The organism is Ruegeria sp. BC5, from assembly GCF_056539205.1.
Genome location: NZ_JBQFUN010000006.1, coordinates 177,457 through 195,602, shown reverse-complemented (window position 1 = coordinate 195,602; position 18,146 = coordinate 177,457). Strand labels below are relative to the sequence as shown.

18 protein-coding genes are annotated in these 18,146 nt (G+C 57.4%); 7 read left to right on the top strand and 11 right to left on the bottom strand.

Annotation, left to right across the window (positions count from 1 at the left end; translation table 11 throughout):
- Window positions 1–5 precede the first annotated feature (5 nt).
- Together ACR0LY_RS15140 and ACR0LY_RS15135 are read left to right on the top strand one after the other, a co-directional pair.
- Window positions 6–560 (top strand): helix-turn-helix transcriptional regulator, encoded by a 555-nt coding sequence (locus ACR0LY_RS15140; RefSeq protein WP_170352061.1) that lies wholly within the window; start codon window positions 6–8, stop codon window positions 558–560.
- Complete coding sequence (locus ACR0LY_RS15135) at window positions 557–1,075, top strand: GNAT family N-acetyltransferase (protein WP_170352014.1); 519 nt, start codon at window positions 557–559, stop codon at window positions 1,073–1,075. The genes ACR0LY_RS15140 and ACR0LY_RS15135 overlap by 4 nt, the downstream gene beginning before the upstream one ends.
- Before the next feature lie 14 nt (window positions 1,076–1,089).
- Here ACR0LY_RS15135 and ACR0LY_RS15130 read toward each other — a convergent pair whose 3' ends face one another.
- The 5 genes from ACR0LY_RS15130 to ACR0LY_RS15110 all read right to left on the bottom strand — a co-directional run bounded on the left by ACR0LY_RS15130 (window position 1,090) and on the right by ACR0LY_RS15110 (window position 7,141).
- Complete coding sequence (locus ACR0LY_RS15130) at window positions 1,090–2,334, bottom strand: molybdopterin molybdotransferase MoeA (RefSeq protein ID WP_170352015.1); 1,245 nt, start codon at window positions 2,332–2,334, stop codon at window positions 1,090–1,092.
- 271 nt (window positions 2,335–2,605) lie between these two features.
- Complete coding sequence (gene nadC / locus ACR0LY_RS15125) at window positions 2,606–3,454, bottom strand: carboxylating nicotinate-nucleotide diphosphorylase (protein WP_170352016.1); 849 nt, start codon at window positions 3,452–3,454, stop codon at window positions 2,606–2,608.
- Window positions 3,451–5,016 carry an L-aspartate oxidase gene (locus ACR0LY_RS15120; protein ID WP_170352017.1) on the bottom strand — a complete coding sequence of 522 codons (1,566 nt, stop codon included), beginning with the start codon at window positions 5,014–5,016 and terminating at the stop codon, window positions 3,451–3,453. Before ACR0LY_RS15120 ends, nadC begins: the two co-directional genes overlap by 4 nt.
- 8 nt (window positions 5,017–5,024) lie before the next feature.
- A complete protein-coding gene (nadA, locus tag ACR0LY_RS15115; RefSeq protein ID WP_170352018.1) occupies window positions 5,025–6,077 on the bottom strand; it encodes a quinolinate synthase NadA in 1,053 nt (350 codons plus the stop codon).
- Between the two features lie 155 nt (window positions 6,078–6,232).
- Window positions 6,233–7,141, bottom strand: coding sequence for a LysR family transcriptional regulator (locus ACR0LY_RS15110; protein ID WP_170352019.1), 909 nt, complete (start codon window positions 7,139–7,141; stop codon window positions 6,233–6,235).
- A gap of 160 nt (window positions 7,142–7,301) precedes the next feature.
- On the opposite strand from ACR0LY_RS15110, the gene ACR0LY_RS15105 reads away from it, so the two are divergent.
- From ACR0LY_RS15105 to ACR0LY_RS15085, 5 genes are all read left to right on the top strand, one after another.
- Window positions 7,302–8,450 (top strand): oxidoreductase, encoded by a 1,149-nt coding sequence (locus ACR0LY_RS15105; RefSeq protein ID WP_254440288.1) that lies wholly within the window; start codon window positions 7,302–7,304, stop codon window positions 8,448–8,450.
- A 216-nt stretch (window positions 8,451–8,666) separates the two neighbouring features.
- Entirely contained in the window at window positions 8,667–9,056 is a 390-nt protein-coding gene (gene speD / locus ACR0LY_RS15100; RefSeq protein WP_170352021.1) for an adenosylmethionine decarboxylase, read from the top strand.
- Between the two features lie 106 nt (window positions 9,057–9,162).
- On the top strand, window positions 9,163–10,356 hold the full coding sequence (locus ACR0LY_RS15095) for a GNAT family N-acetyltransferase (protein ID WP_170352022.1): 1,194 nt from the start codon (window positions 9,163–9,165) through the stop codon (window positions 10,354–10,356).
- Window positions 10,357–10,385: 29 nt separating this feature from the next.
- On the top strand, window positions 10,386–10,973 hold the full coding sequence (locus ACR0LY_RS15090) for a hypothetical protein (protein WP_170352023.1): 588 nt from the start codon (window positions 10,386–10,388) through the stop codon (window positions 10,971–10,973).
- A gap of 77 nt (window positions 10,974–11,050) precedes the next feature.
- The gene (locus tag ACR0LY_RS15085) at window positions 11,051–12,601 is read left to right on the top strand and encodes a polyamine aminopropyltransferase (RefSeq protein ID WP_170352024.1); all 1,551 of its coding nucleotides are present in this window, start codon (window positions 11,051–11,053) and stop codon (window positions 12,599–12,601) included.
- Between the two features lie 250 nt (window positions 12,602–12,851).
- Here ACR0LY_RS15085 and otnC read toward each other — a convergent pair whose 3' ends face one another.
- From otnC to ACR0LY_RS15055, 6 genes are read right to left on the bottom strand one after another with little or no spacing between them, the layout of a single operon-like run.
- Complete coding sequence (gene otnC, locus ACR0LY_RS15080) at window positions 12,852–13,493, bottom strand: 3-oxo-tetronate 4-phosphate decarboxylase (RefSeq protein ID WP_170352025.1); 642 nt, start codon at window positions 13,491–13,493, stop codon at window positions 12,852–12,854.
- The gene (gene otnK / locus ACR0LY_RS15075; protein ID WP_170352026.1) at window positions 13,490–14,767 is read right to left on the bottom strand and encodes a 3-oxo-tetronate kinase; all 1,278 of its coding nucleotides are present in this window, start codon (window positions 14,765–14,767) and stop codon (window positions 13,490–13,492) included. Before otnK ends, otnC begins: the two co-directional genes overlap by 4 nt.
- Window positions 14,764–15,561 (bottom strand): N-acyl homoserine lactonase family protein, encoded by a 798-nt coding sequence (locus tag ACR0LY_RS15070; protein WP_170352027.1) that lies wholly within the window; start codon window positions 15,559–15,561, stop codon window positions 14,764–14,766. The genes otnK and ACR0LY_RS15070 overlap by 4 nt, the downstream gene beginning before the upstream one ends.
- Window positions 15,558–15,845: a putative quinol monooxygenase gene (locus ACR0LY_RS15065; protein ID WP_170352028.1), complete on the bottom strand. Its 288-nt coding sequence runs from the start codon at window positions 15,843–15,845 to the stop codon at window positions 15,558–15,560. The genes ACR0LY_RS15070 and ACR0LY_RS15065 overlap by 4 nt, the downstream gene beginning before the upstream one ends.
- Window positions 15,845–17,356 (bottom strand): tripartite tricarboxylate transporter permease, encoded by a 1,512-nt coding sequence (locus ACR0LY_RS15060; protein ID WP_170352029.1) that lies wholly within the window; start codon window positions 17,354–17,356, stop codon window positions 15,845–15,847. Before ACR0LY_RS15060 ends, ACR0LY_RS15065 begins: the two co-directional genes overlap by 1 nt.
- A 4-nt stretch (window positions 17,357–17,360) precedes the next feature.
- Window positions 17,361–18,110 carry a hypothetical protein gene (locus ACR0LY_RS15055; RefSeq protein ID WP_170352030.1) on the bottom strand — a complete coding sequence of 250 codons (750 nt, stop codon included), beginning with the start codon at window positions 18,108–18,110 and terminating at the stop codon, window positions 17,361–17,363.
- Window positions 18,111–18,146 lie beyond the last annotated feature (36 nt).

Below are 18,146 nucleotides of genomic sequence, written 5' to 3'. Positions count from 1 at the left end.
TGAACATGCTGGATGATCTCTCGAACCGCCTCGCCAACCGTCTGAACGAACTGCGCCGGAGCCATGGGTGGTCACTGGACCAACTGGCCGAACACAGCGGCATTAGCCGCGCCACGCTTTCGCGGATGGAAAAGGGCGATGTCAGCCCGACCGCTGAAACGCTGGGGCGGCTCTGTGCAGCTTTTGGCCTGCCGATGTCGCGTCTGCTGATGATGGTCGAAGACAGTTTCGACCCTCGCGTACCGTTCGAACGGCAACCCGAATGGCGCGACCCGGAAACCGGATTTACCCGTCGCTCGGTATCTCCGCCCGCCACTGGGCTTAGCGGAGAGGTGCTGGAAGGTCACCTGCCCCCCGATGCGATAATCACGTACGATGCGCCACCAAAACCTGGGCAAGAACATCACCTGATCATGTTGGACGGCGCGCTGAAACTGACCGTAGACGGCGTTGCCCATGATTTGAATGGCGGCGATTGCCTGCGCTATCACCTTGCGGGTCCCACGCGGTTTGAAACAACGCCCGCGCGTGGGGCACGGTACCTACTGGTGCTGATATGATTACACGCATCGACGATTGCAGCTTTGACACCGCCTTGGACGACCTGACCGATATCCTGCACGCTTGTGTACAGGACGGGGCCAGTATCGGGTTCATCCTGCCCTTTTCATCGGATCAGGCCCGCTCCTATTGGCAAGACCGGGTGCGGCCCAACGTACAGACCGGCTCGCTGGACCTGTTCGTCTTTCGTGAAAACGAACGCATTGTGGGCACGGTGCAATTGATCCCCGCGACGATGCCCAACCAGCCACATCGGGCCGATGTAGCCAAACTGCTGGTTCACCCCAGCGCCAGACGCCGGGGTTTGGGGCGGGTCTTGATGGCGGCGCTTCAGGACCGGGCTATCCAGCTGGGCCGTACCTTGCTGGTGCTTGACACACGCAGTACAGACCCGTCACGCATCCTGTATCAAAGCCTAGGCTTTCAGATCGCCGGAGAGATCCCGGACTATTGCCGCAATCCGCTTGAGGACCGGCTAGAGCCTACGACCTATATGTACAAAAACCTAAGTTGATCCGGGCATCTGTTTCAAAAACGAAGAAACGGCAACTTATGACCTTGTGGCAGCGTTTCGGTTTCCGCAGGGATGACTGCAAGACCATCCGCCTGTGCAAGCGTCGCAACCCGGCCGCTATATGAAGGTGCCATCAAACGCAGCCGTGGAACGCCGTCGGAAGTCGTGTCGTCGATCATGACCGGACGGTATTCCTGACGCCCAGCGTGGCGCTGCAGCGGTTCGGCCAGCACCGCCTGTTCCGGGGTTGGCGGCGTATGACGCAGACCAGCCCGACGTGCCATCATGTGCGACCCGATGATCTGCCATGTCACAAAAGCCGAAACCGGATTGCCCGGCAGCCCGACATAAAGCGCGTCGCCGCGCCGACCGAAAATGATCGGCTTACCCGGTTTCATGGCCACCTTCATCACGTCAATCTGGCCGCCAATGGCTTCAAACAGGCGCGGCATGTGATCTTCATCCCCCACCGAAACACCACCCGTTGTGACAATGAGATCGGCATCATCGCAGGCCTGCCGCAACACCTGCTCCAGCCGCTCGGGGTCATCTGCGACCGGGCCTATATCCATCAGATCAATCCACGGCTTGTTCAGCAAAGCCCGCAGCATATAGCGGTTCGAGTTGTAAATCTGGCCCGGGCCCAGCGGTTCACCGGGTTGTTGCAGCTCATTACCGGTGGAAAAAAGGGTGACCTTCAGCTTCCGGAATACATTCACATCGCCATACCCGGCCGAAGCCAGTGCTGCAGCTTCGCGCGCGGTGATCTCGCATCCTTGCGACAGGATTGGGGCACCGGCCTTCAAGTCCTCCCCCGCGCGGCGGATATGTTGGCAAGGTTTGGGACGGCGGGTAAATCGGATACCTCCGGTGGTGGCCTCGCAATCCTCCTGCATCAGCACGGCGTCGAAATCGGCGGGCACCGGGGCACCGGTAAAAATGCGCAAGGCCGCACCCGCTGGCGTATCATGGGCACCGCTGTCCCCGGCGGCGATGCGTCCCGCCACCGGCAAGTTGAACACGGGCCCTTTGCCCAGATCAGTCGTGCGGACGGCAAAGCCATCCATGGCGGAATTGTCGAAGGCGGGCATGTCCACTTTGCTGGTGCAATCCTCAGCCAACACCCGACCCGTCGCATCGATCAGGGACACGGTTTCGGTCTCGGCAATCGGATCGGCAACGGCCAGTCCGCGAGCCAAAGCCTCTGTCACCGTCAGATACATCCGAGCGTGCTGGTCGCAACCACATCCATCAGCCATTTGAGCCCTCCAACCGGTCAAACACCTCTTCCAACCCAGCGCGTTCAACGCGAGCCTCTTCTTAGTTGGAGCTTGGGCCGCCGAAAGCCATCACACCCCCAAACTGTCCATGAGCACGGCAATCAGGATTGCACAGCCCGGCCAGCGATATGCCCCCAATGAACAACACTGGCGCAGAGCCGTCATTGACATAGGTCACGATCACTATTCGCGGGCGGTCAGAGGGAATGGCACCGGAGCGGCCTCCATCCGCGAGAGGGTTTGAGTTGGTTCAGAAATCCAGCCCGATATCGATGGTGCGATAGGAATGAGTCAGCGCCCCGGATGAAATGTAATCCACGCCGGTTGCCGCCACGGCGGCCACGGTGTCGCGGCTGATATTGCCCGATGCCTCGGTCACGATCCGGCCGTCGACCAGTGCCACCGCCTGTTTCAATGTCTCGGGTGGCATGTTGTCCAGCAACACGACATCGGCCCCGCCGACCTCCAGCACTTCGGCCAGTTGGTCCAGCGTGTCCACTTCGATCTCGACCTTCATCATGTGCGAGGCGCGGGCCTTGGTAGCCTCAAGCACGGCGCGCACCCCACCGGCAGCGGCGATGTGGTTGTCCTTGATCAGGATCGCGTCGGACAGGGAAAAGCGGTGATTGAACCCGCCACCATGCAGAACCGCTTGTTTTTCGACAATACGCAGGCCGGGCGTGGTCTTGCGGGTGCAGGTGATGCGAGCATTGGCGCCTTTGGTTTCGGCCACCAGCGCCGCCGTCGCGGTCGCCACCCCGGCCATGCGCCCGGCATAATTCAGCGCCACCCGCTCGCCCGACAGGATCGAAGCGGCGCTGCCCTCAATTTCCATCAACGTATCGCCTTTTGTGCAGCGTTGGCCGTCGGCGACGTGGGTGGTGACACGCAGCGCCGGGTCGACCAGACGGAACGCCAGCGCAGCCACCTGCATACCCGAGACAACCGCGTCCTCGCGCGCGTTCAGCCGGGCAGAATAAGTGGCTTCCGCAGGGATTACGGTCAGGGTGGTGATATCGCCATTGGCCCCCAGATCCTCCATCAACGCGGAACGTACCATCGGTTCAAGGATCAAGTCGGGCAGGGCCGGGTATTTCATACTGTGTCCTTTGCAATGCGGTCCCGCAGGGCCAGCGCCTCGCTCAGCGTCAGGGCCGAGCGTTGGCCGGGGCCGGGGGTGAGATCGGGGAAATCGGATCGGGAATGGGCACCGCGACTTTCTTCGCGCAGCAGCGCGGCAGCCGCGATCAGAGTGGCGGTGGCGGTCATGTTTAGAAACAGATCAGAGCCCGCATGCCGGGCTTCCAACGCCGCGATTTTCGTCAACGCTTGGCGCAGGCCGGTACCGTCGCGCACCACACCCACATGTTCGGTCATGGTTTCGCGCAGGGCGGCCACATCCTGTTCATTGATCAGCTCACCACCAGTGGCAAAACAAATGTTCACCTCAGCCGCGTCCTGCGGATTCACAACGGTTGCAATGTCGCGCGCGCAAGAGCGGGCAAACACCAACGCCTCAAGCAACCCGTTCGACGCCAGCCGGTTCGCCCCATGCAACCCGGTCGAGGCTGCCTCGCCGCACACCCACAGCCCAATCAGTGAGCTGCGCCCAGCCAGATCGGTCTCAACCCCGCCCATGTGATAATGCGCCGAAGCGGTCACGGGGATGGGGTCGGTCGCAGGATCGACACCGTTGCGCAAACAGGCCTCGGTGACCGAGGGGAATTGCCTAGCCATCTCGGCCCCGATGGCCTGGCGCGTGTCCAATGCCGGGCGTTTGCCCGCCTGCGCCTTCAGGTAAACGGCGCGCGCAACCGTGTCGCGGGGGGCCAGTTCAGCGTCAGGGTGGATGTCGGGCATAAACCGGTGGCCGGCGCTGTCGATCAGGATGGCACCGTCGCCCCGAAGCGCCTCGGTTGCCAATGGCGTCGGGTCTTCGCCCACGTCGATGGCGGTGGGGTGGAACTGCACGAATTCGGCATCTGCAATGCGCGCGCCTGCGCGAGCAGCCATGCCGATCCCCTGCCCGCGGATACGTGCAGGATTGGTGGTTTGGGCATAAAGGCCCGAGGATCCCCCCGTGGCCAGAACATGCGCTGATCCGCGCAGCAATATCGGCGGCGCATCGGCGGCATCGGCGCGGGTCAGGTAAACGCCGGTCACTTGTGTACCGTCGCTTTCCAGCCCTACGGCCTGCGCGCCCTCGATCACTTGAATCGACGGCGTTCGGCGCACCTCCTCGATCAGAGCACGCATGATCTCGGTTCCGGCCTGATCGCCCTTGACGCGGACCACGCGGGCGGCGGAATGCGCGGCCTCGCGCGATTGCACGAACCCACCATCGGCGGTGCGATCAAACCCGGTGCCCAAGTCGGACAGATCATAAATATGTTCCGGTGCGGCATTGGTGACGAACTCGGCCACCTCGCGCAGGACCGACCCGGCCCCGGCGCGCATGGTGTCGTCCGCGTGCGCTTCGGGGCTGTCCGTCCGCGCCATGGCAGCGGCAACGCCGCCTTGTGCCCAGGCCGAGCTTGCACCCGATCCAAGCGGTTCAGGCGAAATCATCACCACAGGGCAAGGGGCCAGCTTCAGGGCCGCATAGACTGCCGCCAGCCCGGCGCCGATGATGACCACACGCGGCGTCTCAACGCTCTGCATGTCGCGGATCAAATACCCAGCTGGCGTGACAAGTCGATCATGCGTTGCACCGACAGGCGGGCCTTGTCCGCCACTTCGGCGTCAACTTCGACCTGCCCGGTCATGGTATCAAGCGCGAACAGCACCTTCTCCAGCGTGATCTTCTTCATGTAGGGGCACATGTTGCAGGGGCCGACAAACTCAACCTCGGGCAGTGAATCCGCAATATTCGACGCCATCGAGCATTCGGTAATCAGCAGCGCCTTTTCCGGCTTTTCGTCCGAGACGTATTTGATGATACCGCTGGTGGAGCCCGAGAAATCTGCCTCGGCCACAACGTCCGGTGGGCATTCAGGGTGCGCAATCAGGCGGGTGCCCGGATTCCATTCCCGGAAATCGCGCAGATCTTGCGGGCTGTATTGTTCATGCACGATGCATGACCCTTCCCACCAGACCACATTTTTCTGCGGCACATCGCGTGCCACGTTCTGCGCCAGATACTGATCCGGCGTCATGATGACCGTGTGACTGTCTTGCGCCGCAACAATCTGGGCGGCATTCGACGAAGTACAACAAATATCTGACGCCGCTTTGACCTCGGCCGTGGTGTTCACATAAGACACAACCGGCGCACCTGGATACCGGCGACGCATTTCCTCGATCCCTTCGGCGGTGATCGATTCCGCCAGCGAGCATCCCGCCTCCATATCCGGCATCAGCACCGTCTTGTCCGGGCTAAGAATCTTGGATGTCTCGGCCATGAAATGCACACCGCATTGCACAATCACATCCGCCTCGACCTCGGTCGCTTTGATCGCCAGTTGCAGGCTGTCGCCGCCGAAATCCGAAATGCCATGGTAAATTTCGGGCGTCATGTAGTTATGGCCCAGAATGACCGCGTTGCGCTCGACCTTCAGGTCGTTGATCGCCTTGACATAGGGCGCATAGATCGCCCAATCGACGGGCGAGACCACGCGGGACATGCGGTCATAGATATCGCTCATGCTTGCGGCAAGCTCGGGCGATGGGGTCAGATCATATTTTTCGGAGAGATGCGCACGCTGCGCCGGTAGGTCGAACACGGGACTGTTTTTCTGCCTGATGGATTCGTGACGCACTTAATATGGGGTTTATCGTGGATTTACCACCACTCTTAAAAGAAGAATGTTCCAATATTCCCAGCTCTGGCGGAACTATCTTATCAATTCAGGCGCAACAGACCTTCTCGGCCCGCACCTCAAGCATCTCGGGGGCTGGTCTTGCCCGAGAAATGGTCGGCCACAAAGTTGATCAAGGCCCGCACGCGCTGCGGTAAAAACGGCATTTCTGGGCGCAGAATAAAGATCCCACCACCGGCATTCGGTTCAGCATGATCGGGCAAAACCGAGGTCAAGCGACCAGTGCGCAAGTCCTTCGAGACAAGAAACTCCGGCAGCCAAGCAATGCCGCGCCCGGCGCAGCACGCCGCATGGAGCGCTTCGAGGCTGTTACATGAAAACCCCGGCCCAAGACGCGATATGGGACCCGCTGCTCCTGTGAATCCCCAATCCGACAGGTGTTTTTCCGGTCCCAGGCGTAGACATTTATGCGCGGTCAATTCCTGTGGTTGCTGCGGTTCGCCGTGCCGCTCAAGGTAGGTAGGCGCTGCACATGGTATCCGCCGATTGTTCATCAGTTTCCGCGACACAAGCGATGAGTCCGGCAAAACGCCGCTGCGGATCGCGATATCAAAACCTTCTCCGACCAGATCAACAACCTTGTCCGTCAACAGCATGTCAATCTCGACCTCGGGGTTGAGATCCATGAATTCAATAACCAGAGGGATCACGTGTCGCTGACCAAAAGCCGCCGAGCTTGTCAGGCGGATCGTTCCATGCAGGCTGTCGGCACCATCGGCAATGTCCTCTTCCAGTGCCGTCAGGCGGGCGAGAATCTCGCGCGCTTCCTCTACATATCGCTGTCCCGCCTTGGTCAATGTCATGCGCCGGGTCGAGCGTATGAGAAGCGGCACCCGCAACCTCTGCTCTAGCTGATACACCCGCTTGCCCACGGCCGACGGGGTATATCCCAATGCGCGGGCCGCAGCCGAGAAACTGCCGTGATCAACCACGGCCAGAAGAATTTCCAGTTCAGCCTTTTGTGCCATTTGATCCAAAAAATATCAAAAACTAATCCAAATCACTACATTATCAAAAGAGATTGTCCAAATTATCTAAGGTGGAGATCAAAAACCAAGGAGAACCACCTTGCCCGCCGCCTCGAACATCTCTCTCTTCACGCCGCTTACACTGCCGAACGGGCGTGTTTTGAAGCACAGGATCATCAAATCGGCCATGTCGGATTCACTGGCCGACGGTCAGGGCAACCCAACCGCTGCACAGATGCGTCTGTATGAACGTTGGGCAACAGGGGGTGTGGCCGCGTCAATTATCGGCGAGGTGCAAGGCGATCCCCATTTCCCTGAAAAGCCAAGCAATTTGGTGCTTGATGAACAAGCCGACTTGGCGGCCTTCAGCGATCTTGCCCGGCGCGGGGCGACCGACGGCGCGCAGCTTTGGCTGCAACTCGGCCATGCCGGGGCGTTGGCCCATTTACCGATCAGCCAGCCCAGAGGCCCAAGTGCGATAGACTTCCCCGACTTTCGCAGCGAAGCCATGTCTTTGCCCGAAATCAGAGCAATCCCAGATCAATTTGCCCGCACTGCCCATCTTGCAGCCAAACTTGGTTTTGGAGGCGTCCAGATCCATGCCGCGCATGGGTTTCTTCTGAGCCAATTTCTCTCACCCCTCTTCAACCGCCGGACGGATGCCTATGGCGGCGCAATCCACGCGCGGATGCGCCTGCTGATCGAAACGGTCGAGGCCGTTCGTGCCGCAGTGCCCCGCAATTTTACAGTTGCTGTCAAACTCAACGCCACCGATCAGCTGGACGGCGGTCTTACAGAACAAGACGCGCTGAAGGTGGTTGCAGAGCTTGAAGGCAAAGGTGTTGATCTATTGGACATCAGCGGCGGAACTTATTTCCCGGGCGCTCCGTCCAGTTCTGATCGTACGTCCAAAGGCCCCTATTTCCTCGACTTCGTTCGTGCGGCGCGCGGTCTAACCGCGATCCCGCTTATGGCCACCGGAGGATTCAAGCGCCGCGACGAGGCAGAAGCCGCAATTATGGCGGGGGATGTGGATGCGGTGGGTATCGCACGAGGCTTTGTTCTTGATCCCGCTTTGCCCCGGACGTGGCAGGCGCGACAACACGAGGTCCCCTTCCCCCGCTTCACCACCCTTCCACCCGGAGGGATGACCGCGTGGTATACCATGCGCATGACGGATATCGGGTCGGATCGGGAAGGATCGGTGGATCGCGGTATTGCCCAGGCCATCACCGAATATGAAAACCGCGACGCACAGCGCGCAAGGATCTGGCAGAACCGGTTTAATTCCAGGTCAAAGCAAACCTGAGACAGCCGATCAGCAGGTTATGTGAAATTGCCCCCAAAAGCACCAAAACCGAACCAGTCGCGGTCTTGATTAAATTTTAGCGCAAATCCCTCATGAGTTGTGTTTTTTTGCCACAGCCCAGCAACCCAATTCAGATAAACCTGAGTTGAGATTGACTACCAAGATCAGAGGGATAGTCAGGATACAGAATTTTTGGATTTGAGGTTTCGATTTCATATGGATGGGTTCTCATCTTCTCTGGGCCTACACCTTATAGCAGATTTTTTCGATGCAAGCGCACTATACGATCCTTCCCCAGCAGAAGAGACCCTGAGACGCGCGGCAATTGCTGCCAATGCTCAGGTTCTTGGGATCAACATGCGCGATTTCGGACAACGGGCAGGTTTCACAGGCATGGCACTTTTGGCCGAGTCGCACATCTCGGTCCACACCTGGCCCGAACACGGATATGCCGCCATCGATATCTTTATGTGCGGTGACGCAGAACCACAGCGCAGCTTAGAGGTTTTGAAGTCCTATTTCCGCCCCCAGCGCGTCGATGTGCAATCCATCAAGCGCGGTCTGATCGGACAGAGCAGACACCGGCTTGCGGCGGCGGGCTGCTAAAGGGCGGATGAAGGAACTGCGCAGATGCCCGGTCACGATAAGTCTCATACTATGCGCGATAGTCGTTTATGCGCTGTGGGGTCCGGTTCGGCATTCCGGACCCATTGTGACGCTGCCAGATCATCTGTTGTTTTCGATCCGACATGGCAACCTGAACCATCTGACGCTCAATTGCCTGCTGATCCTTGTTGGCGGCAGCCTCAGCGAACCGCACTTGGGCAGCGCCCGAACCGCAGGGCTTGTTATCCTTTGCGCCGTTGCCGGAACGACAACAGAATTCGAATTGGCCGGACCCGGTTTTGTGGGGCTGTCCAGTGTCGCCTATGGCCTGGTTTCCTATGGAGTGATTGCCACAAGCACACAGGGGCGACGCAGTTGGATGCTGGCGCTGATTGTCTTTGTCCTTATCGCCGAGCTGTTGTTTCTGCGCCCTCAGATCGCCGTTTTCACCCACAGCACATCCGCCTTGATCGGAGGAGGACTCGCCATGTTTAGCACCCTGTTCGGCTCAAAAGGGCCAACCCTTAAACCCATGGAATGGCAGCATGTATCCCCGGCTGTCCAAATCATCACCCAAACCGACGAAGATGATGCCGACGAAGCCGAAAACAAGTTCGTGCATGAAGGAACGGACAACATGTTCGTCCTGCAGGACCGCGGCGAGGTGCTGGGGCTGATCGGCTATTGCCTCGACGAAGATGCGCCGGACATCGCCTGGCTGTCCTGGACTTATCTGGATCAGGCGCATGCGGGCAAGGGGCTGGGAAGCCAGATGCTGAACGACCTGCTTGGCAAACTGGCCCAGATGCATGTCCGCAAGATTTTCATCGAAACCAGCGACTATGAAGAGTTTGGCAAAAAGCTCTATGCCGCGGCGCATAAACTGTATGAGGAATTCGGAGCCGAAGTCGAACTGACGGTACCCGGGTATCACGGCCCACGCGAAGCCAAGATCATCTATGGATTGGACAATCCCGAAGCGCCCGACATACAGGCGGCAGAGCCATCGCCAACCACTGGCCTGAGCTTCACCGACATTCACAAAGCTGCCGAAACGGACGACGTTGCCGGCCTGCGCTGGTGCGAAACCAGCAGCGGGCTGAGCGGGCTGGATCAACAGCTTTCGTTGGCGCGCGCGCAAAGTTATCGCATGGCCGTTCTGGCCATCCCGTCCGACCTGTCCAACGCCAACGCAACAGAACTGCAGGCCAATGGCCTGAAAAAATGCGGCGAGCTCAAAGAGTTCTACGGCAAAGACCTGCATCAGGTCTGGTGGAGCAGCAACCTTGGCGAAACCTGAATCACAATCTCAAATCAATAGGAGAAGTTATGTTTGGAAACATTAAGACGATAGCCATTGTTGGCGTTGTGGGCTTTGTGGCCTATTCGATGTTTTTTAGTTCGAAGTCCGAGCAAACCGCCGATCTTGGGCAGGTTCTGGACCGGACCGAATTCGCGATCAACCAGTATCAGGAATACCTGGAAGCCAACAGCATCGCCGAAGCATCTGACGAGCAGGTGGATGAGTTCACCGGATATCTGACTCAGGTCATGAACTCGGACCCGCGCTTTTATGACGAACCGCTGGGCATGGAGGTTCTGTCTGACGCCAAATTCTCGGGTTTTGTCGATCCGAACGCAAATGGCACGCGCGACTCGAGCGAGGGTGAGATTTTCACAATCGAGATTGACGAGGCCAACAACCGCCTGATCGCCACCGACACCACCGGCCAATCCGCGGGCTTGCGGTTCTCGGGGGCGGGATTCCTGGCGGGGGCTCTGATCGGCAACCTGATCAGCCGCCAACGCTCGGCCGGCATTACCGCGTCCAGCTTCAACAACCGGTCAGTGACACCGCGCAACAGCTACTCGGCCCCGCGCAGCGCCCGCTCGGGCGGTTTGCGCGCCGGTAAATAAGACGCCGCGACTACACCAAACCCCACTCAGACCCGGCGCGTTATCAGTGCCGGGTCTTCCCGTTTTCGGATTTTGAAATGACTGATACTCTGACACCGCGTTACACGGCGCTGCCCCGGCGGCAGGCGATGGTTCTTCTTGGCGCAATCCTTGTTGTTGCCCTTTGTGGCATTGTCTACGAATTGATCATCGGTACGGTGTCCAGCTATCTGCTGGGAAACTCGGTCTATCAGTTCTCACTTACGATCGGGTTTTTTATGTTTGCCATGGGCGTGGGGTCCTATGTGTCCCGTTTTTTCCACGGCAATCTGATCCAGACGTTCATCTGGGTTGAGCTGATACTGGCGCTGATCGGTGGTCTGTGCAGCGTGTCGCTGTTCATGCTTTTTCCTTACGCGCCCTGGTTTTACACGGTGGGTATGTTCACCTTCATCTCGGCCATCGGATTTCTGGTCGGGTTGGAAATACCGCTGCTGATGCGCGTATTGTCGGAAAGCAGTACAACGCGGGAATCCATCGCTGATGTGCTGTCACTAGACTATATCGGTGCGCTTGGGGGATCGGTTCTGTTTCCCATTCTGTTGCTGCCGTCGCTTGGGCTGATTTCATCCTCTTTCGCTATCGGTCTGACCAATGCCATGGTTGGCCTGCTCAGCGTCCTGTGTCTGCGCGACCAACTGGATGCGCCCAAACGGATGCTGGCCTGTGCCATTGGTACCATAGTTTTGTTGTTCGCCCTGACCTTGGTGGCCGGGCGCATCACTGCATTTGCGCAGGATCATCTGTATTTTGATCGCATCGTCTGGCGCAAACAATCGCAGTATCAGTCGCTGGTCGTTACCAATACTTGGCAAAAAAACGACGTGCGCCTGTACATTGATGGCCATCTGCAATTCGCTGAAACCGACGAATACCGCTATCACGAAGCGTTGGTCCACCCTGCCTTGTCCTGGGGGGATAGCACCCCAAAGTCGGTTCTGGTGCTTGGCGGTGGCGACGGTCTGGCAGTACGTGAAATCCTGAAACACCCCAGCGTTGAGCGTATCGATCTGGTCGATCTTGACCCAGCGATGACCGACCTGGGGCGCAATCTGGCCCCCGTCGCACGTCTGAATGACAACAGCATGGAGGCATCCATACTAAACGTTCACAACACCGACGCTTTCAACTATGTCAAATCCACCGATCAGATCTATGACCGGATCATCATCGACTTTCCCGATCCTCATAGCGAGGCGCTTTCAAAACTGTATTCGGTCGAGTTCTACGCCATGGTTCAGGGCATTCTGTCCCAAAACGGCGTTCTGGTGACACAAAGCAGCTCACCTTTCTTTTCCCCCCATACCTATTGGACGATATCGGAAACCCTGTCCGAGATGTTCCCGCAGGTGGTGAACTATCAGATGTCGATCCCTTCTTTCGGGGTTTGGGGTTACAACCTTGCGACCAATGAACCCGCATCTACACTGGGGGATCTGCCCGAGGGTCTGAGGTTTATAACGCCAGAGGTTTTTTTGGCCGCGCAGGTGTTTCCCAGCGACATGTTGCCCAGACGCGAGCTTGCAGTGAATTCCATCTTTGACCCCGGCATCTATCAGGAATACGCCCGCGACGTGTCCGGCTATTGAGCCTGGACGCCAATTGAATGTCGTCCACCTCTCAGATCAGGTCTAACAAGCGGGCACTGTCGAAAAAGGTCTGCATCGTCAGAGATGCTGAACTAACCCAGAGACTGTAGGTGCTCTTCTAACGCTGCATTACCGCCATTGATTTCATAAAAGAAAATTCTTGAAGTTCGACCATATTTCTACGCGATATTTGCTCATAACTCTGCACGATTTACCCAAAAGTCTGCGCACTCCACTTTTCGGTGCCGGATTAAATCCTTCCGAAAGTCTCTTTGAGTTCTGCGACTTGAGCTACATCCAGCAACCGGGTTGGCAGGCCCCGCAAAGCCACTAGTAGCTTGGCTGTTTCTTCTAACTCTTCTGCTGCACAGACCGCTGAGAAGAGATCCTTTCCCGAGACGACGGGACCGTGATTGGCCAACAGAACCGCACTATACTTGCCGCCCAGTTCGCGGATCAAGTAACCGGATTTCGGGTCGCCTGGCTTGATGTATGGAACCAGCTTGACCGTGCCGACGCGCATCACCACGTACGGCGTAAGCGGCGGAATACAGTCATTGGGATCGGTGTCTTCCAGACACGACAGAGCAGTGGCCCAGGTCGAGTGCAGATGAACCACAGCGCCCGCTTCCGGCCGCGTGTCATAGAAGGCTTGATGCAGAAAAACCTCTTTGGTCGGCTTGTCGCCGGAAACGTGGTTGCCATCCAAACTAATCTTGGCGATGCGTTCGGGGTCGATATCGCCCAAGGTGGAATTCGTTGGCGTCATGAGGATCCCGTCATGTAAACGCGCGGAGACATTGCCCGCCGTGCCGACGGAAAACCCACGCGCAAACAACGATGCACACAGTTCCGACATCTGCCGTCGCAGTGTCTGTTCTTCAGAACTCATTTACCGGACTCCATCATTCTGAGGGCCTTCGCGAAAAAGTCCGGAGCGCCGAAGTTTCCAGACTTTAGAGCCAGCGCAATGGGTTCAGTCTTTCCAACGCTCAAGACTGGCACGCCCGGGTCGATCTCTGGCCCAATTGACATGGCCGGTGAACCCAATGCCTCAGAGACGGCCTTGGCGACAGCGCCTGACGTCTCTCCTCCGGCCACGACAAGGCGCTTGTAACCCGTTTGGACAAGTGCTCGTGCTGTTTCCGCAAAGAGATTGTCCAGCCTGTCCGCTACTGCTTCTTGACCGAATTGACTTTGGATCGCACGCACCTCTTCCGGGCTTCCTGATGAGTAAGCGAGAGGGGACTCTCCTGAATGCGTTTCAAAGAAATCCAGAAGCGTTTGCGTGGTCACATCCCCGGACATAACACCCGGAACATCGATGGCGAACGTCGGATTGGATTCCGCATGAACATCGATCTGCCCGCGTGTCGTACCTGAACATGACCCTGCAAGGATAGCGGCAGGCCCAGAGATACCTGTGAACACAATGCCACCTCTTTTGGACGAAGCTTTTCTGACGAAGTTTCTGGGTAGACCCAATGCTATCCCGGATCCCCCGGTAATCAGCTGGGCATCCATCAGTGCCTCGCCCCAGGCCAGCAAATCCTCGTCCGAAATCGCATCACCGATTACAAAGCGTTCGTCTGCGATCTGCAACGCATCAGCAATCGCCTCTGGCCCTCGCTTCACGGTGCCAACTGGAACCAACCCAACCGCCTCTTTGGCCTGGTGCTGCAACCAACGCCTGATGTTCGCATCCGTCATCGGAGTAAGAGGGTGATTTTCCATCCCAGACTCGTGCAATAGCTTGCCGAGCACAAAAAGATGGCCGTGATAGATGGTACGCCCCGTGGTGGGAAAGGCCGGACAGAAAACCACCTTCTGCGCGTCCAGTTCGTTGGCAAGCGCTTCCGCGACCGGGCCGATGTTTCCTTCATTAGTGGAATCGAATGTCGAGCAGTATTTAAAAATGAACTGCTGGCATCCTTGATCCTTAAGCCACCGCAGAGCTTGCAAGCTGTCCGCTACGGCTTCCTCAATAGGTGCGGTGCGGCTCTTAAGTGAGATCACACCCGCTTCGATCTCTTTGTCGGCTGGGGTAGTTGGAATACCCGGAAACTGAGCCGTTCGTAGTCCACCTTCCGGCTCAACACCTTTCGCCAAGGTGTTTGCGACATCACTTGCACCAGTAAAATCGTCCGCTATGACGCCGATTTTCATAGTTCAATGTCCCGCGTCGGCCCTGGATCCAGCCTATGGATATGCGGTGCCGCGCCCACGGGAAAAACCTCACGCACAAGTGGATCATGGCCGGGCACGATAAGCCTAGAATGCGAAGCCAACCTCTCAAGTGTCTCGAAACCATCCATCATGTCTTGCAGGTCGACGACGATAGGAAAGGCTTTGCGTGCCATGAAATTCTCGTAATAATGCGAGGCGTCAGAGGCGAGTACCATCCACCCGGCCGCCGTTCTTACGCGAACGCATTGCAACCCGCGCGAATGCCCTCCGATGCAGTGCACCGTTACCCCATCTGCAATCTCGGCTTCTCCATCGTAGAACACCACCTTGCCTGAATAGAGACGCTTTACGACCTCGCAAACATGGCCAGCCGTGAAAGGTGCACGCAGGTGGTCCTGGCACATGCAGGGGCCTGTAGCGAAGGCCATTTCCGCCGACTGCATGTGCAACTTCGCGTTAGGGAACATATGCAGCCCCCCTGCGTGGTCATAATGAAGGTGGGTCACAATGACCTCAGTCACCGCTTCTGGCATAATGTCTAAAGGGCTTAGAGCCTCGCGAGGGTCCATCGCAATGGGACGACCACGGGCGGCGGCCTCATCGGAGTCATAACCAGTATCGACCAGAACGACTTTGTCACCGCGTTTGAGCACCCAAACAAAATAATCCATCGCGTGAGGAGCGTCATGATTATCATCGACAATGAAGCTATCGGCTCGCGTCCGGGCGTTGCGATCCGCGTATTTCACGGCATGGATTTCCCAATCGTTCATCGGATGACCTCGGAATACTGGTGAACTACCTTGGTGGCGATCATATCAGCCACCGCCGCATCGAAGGACTGAAAATGCGCGCTTTCTAGGTGGGCAGAGAACGCCGCGCTGTCATCATAAACCTCATAAAGAAAAACTGTCTCGGGATCGTCGCCGAGGCACACGTCAAACTGTTGGCATCCGGGTTCTTCACGCAAAGAAGTTGAAGCGTTTTCGACCATCAGCGGTAAATAAGTGTCTCTCGTACCGGGTTTGAGAGTGAAAGTGACAGTGACTACAAACATCAGACAGAAAGTCCTTTCAGACGTGAGAAAGCGCGCTTTGCAACGGGCAGCTGGCTGAGGATCAGACCAATGTTGAGCACCAGCAGAATGGCCGCTCCAGGTCGAGATAAGAAGACCGAAAGATCCCCATCCGACAGGAACAATGACCGGCGGAAGGTTTCATCAAAAAGACCTCCCAGGATAACCCCGATAACCAGTGGAGCGATTGGGTACTTCATGAGGTTCATAAAGTAAGCAACGGCGCCGACGCCAAGCATCAGGTATAGATCATTGATGCCACCACCGACGCTGAAAGACCCGATTGTTGTCAGGACCATCACGACTGGCAAGAAGATGGTCTGCGGGATGGCAAGTATTTTGATGAATACCCGAGCGGTGAACAGGCCCATCAAGAACATTGTCAGGGAGGCCAGCACTAAAATTGCAACCACGCGCAAAATGATCTCGGGGTCTATCGTGGGGCCTGGGATCACGTTGTTGATCTTGAAGGCCCCCATCAAAGCCGCGGCGGGTGGCGAACCGGGAATGCCCAACACTAAAAGCGGGATTAGCGCACCACCAATACAGGCGTTGTTTGCAGTCTCGGAGCACAGCAGACCTTCCAATGATCCTTTTCCAAACTTGTCGCCCTCGGCAGATACGGTCTTGCCAACACCGTAGCTGACCCAACCGGCGACATCTTCGCCGACGCCAGGAAGCGCTCCTACCCCAGTTCCAATCACTCCTGACCGGCCAATGGTGGGCAGGTAGCGTCGGATGGAGCGTAGGTTCGGAAGGATTCGACCCTTTAGGGCTACAACTTTCCCAGCCTCAACGTGCCTCAAACCGTCGATAATTTGGGGGATGGCAAAGGCACCCATCAAAACTGGCACGACCTGAAATCCGCTCATCAGGTAAGACCAGCCGAAGGTATAGCGCGGCTCAGACAACAGAGGGTCAAGTCCCACCATGGACATCGCAAGCCCGATCAGACCGGCGATCCATCCCTTAATCACCAGGTCTTCGCTCATCAAAGTGCCCGAAAGCAGAATGCCGAATAGGGCCAGCAATGCTTTCTCCGGGCTTGCGATGTTCTTTGAAACCAAAAGCAGCGCCCAGACAAAAATCAAAAGCGTGATGGTTCCGATAACTGTGCCAATGAAACTGGCCGTCGTGGTCAGCCCTAGTGCTTCGCCCCCTCGACCCGCTTTGGCCAGAGGGTAGCCATCCATGGCCGTCGCCGCGCTGGCTGCCGTGCCCGGAATGTTCAGCAAAATAGACGGGTAAGAGCCGCCGTAAATCGCGCCGACATAGGCCCCGAGCAAAGCGATGAGCGAATAGTCGAGCGGGATTTTGTTGCCGAAGAAACCCGTCAGGATCGTCACTGCCAGGGTTGCCGTAAGGCCGGGCAATGCGCCGAATGTGATGCCCAGGAATACGGATGCGATCAAATACAGATAGGTCAGCGGGTCCACTGCCAGACCCACGAATGCAGTCCCAAATCCAGCCAGTTGCGAAAGGATAAAGTCCATCCGGTCAATCTTTCCAAATCGGACGAAGCGTCACGTAGTAGTGGTATTCGATTTGCTTGAAGATCAGCCCGCCGCGCGCGGGCACGTTCTGCCGGAAAACAAAGGCCATCGCACAAACGAGGATGAGCGGGGCAAGTATCGCCACCAATGGAACGAACCGCAAAACGCGTTCGGAAGCCGCTTTAGTCAACACCACTAGTGTTAACGCGACCCACAAGGCCAGTGTGAACCAATCATCACCGTTTGCATTCCAATCCGCCTGAGCAGGAAACACGGCGAACGCAAACAAACCGGCGACGACAACTGCGACACAGGCCACCAACGCACGCCGCGCATGACCTCCGTAGTAGCCGTAAGTCAAAGCTGTAATCAGCAACCCAGAACACAGAATGAAGTCCACTCTGGGGACCAATCCGACGACATATGCAAGAAGGATCAGGCCGATTGTTGATGCTCGATAGGCTTCCGACTTATCCCATCCGATCCCCAAAGCACTGAGCGCGTTTTGGGCTCCACCTGAACGGATCGAAATAGCCAGCAAGACGAAGGACAAGCCAAGCAATCCACCGAAGATGAACAGCGGTACAATTGCAGCCGAGTTGTACCAATCAGATCCACTTACACCTGCGCGGTTTTCACCCCAAAGCGGAATGTCCGACGTCTTCCAAAGGAAAAAGGTGGAAATTGCTATCAGACCAATCGATGCCCAGAAATCGCGCGCCCGCATGATCAGTGTATCGTCAGGTTTGTCCATTGCCTGCCTCTTGTCGGAAAGGGCGCGATCAGGCGC

Bases quoted from the DNA above. Each gene is read 5' to 3' on its own strand.
- ACR0LY_RS15140 (WP_170352061.1), top strand. From the start codon at position 6: ATGCTGGATGATCTCTCGAACCGCCTCGCCAACCGTCTGAACGAACTG.
- ACR0LY_RS15130 (WP_170352015.1), bottom strand. From the start codon at position 2,334: ATGGCTGATGGATGTGGTTGCGACCAGCACGCTCGGATGTATCTGACG.
- otnK (WP_170352026.1), bottom strand. From the start codon at position 14,767: ATGAAAATCGGCGTCATAGCGGACGATTTTACTGGTGCAAGTGATGTC.
- ACR0LY_RS15070 (WP_170352027.1), bottom strand. From the start codon at position 15,561: ATGAACGATTGGGAAATCCATGCCGTGAAATACGCGGATCGCAACGCC.
- otnC (WP_170352025.1), bottom strand. From the start codon at position 13,493: ATGAGTTCTGAAGAACAGACACTGCGACGGCAGATGTCGGAACTGTGT.
- speD (WP_170352021.1), top strand. From the start codon at position 8,667: ATGGATGGGTTCTCATCTTCTCTGGGCCTACACCTTATAGCAGATTTT.
- ACR0LY_RS15135 (WP_170352014.1), top strand. From the start codon at position 557: ATGATTACACGCATCGACGATTGCAGCTTTGACACCGCCTTGGACGAC.
- ACR0LY_RS15090 (WP_170352023.1), top strand. From the start codon at position 10,386: ATGTTTGGAAACATTAAGACGATAGCCATTGTTGGCGTTGTGGGCTTT.
- nadC (WP_170352016.1), bottom strand. From the start codon at position 3,454: ATGAAATACCCGGCCCTGCCCGACTTGATCCTTGAACCGATGGTACGT.
- ACR0LY_RS15120 (WP_170352017.1), bottom strand. From the start codon at position 5,016: ATGCAGAGCGTTGAGACGCCGCGTGTGGTCATCATCGGCGCCGGGCTG.
- ACR0LY_RS15055 (WP_170352030.1), bottom strand. From the start codon at position 18,110: ATGGACAAACCTGACGATACACTGATCATGCGGGCGCGCGATTTCTGG.
- ACR0LY_RS15110 (WP_170352019.1), bottom strand. From the start codon at position 7,141: ATGGCACAAAAGGCTGAACTGGAAATTCTTCTGGCCGTGGTTGATCAC.
- ACR0LY_RS15060 (WP_170352029.1), bottom strand. From the start codon at position 17,356: ATGGACTTTATCCTTTCGCAACTGGCTGGATTTGGGACTGCATTCGTG.
- ACR0LY_RS15085 (WP_170352024.1), top strand. From the start codon at position 11,051: ATGACTGATACTCTGACACCGCGTTACACGGCGCTGCCCCGGCGGCAG.
- ACR0LY_RS15065 (WP_170352028.1), bottom strand. From the start codon at position 15,845: ATGTTTGTAGTCACTGTCACTTTCACTCTCAAACCCGGTACGAGAGAC.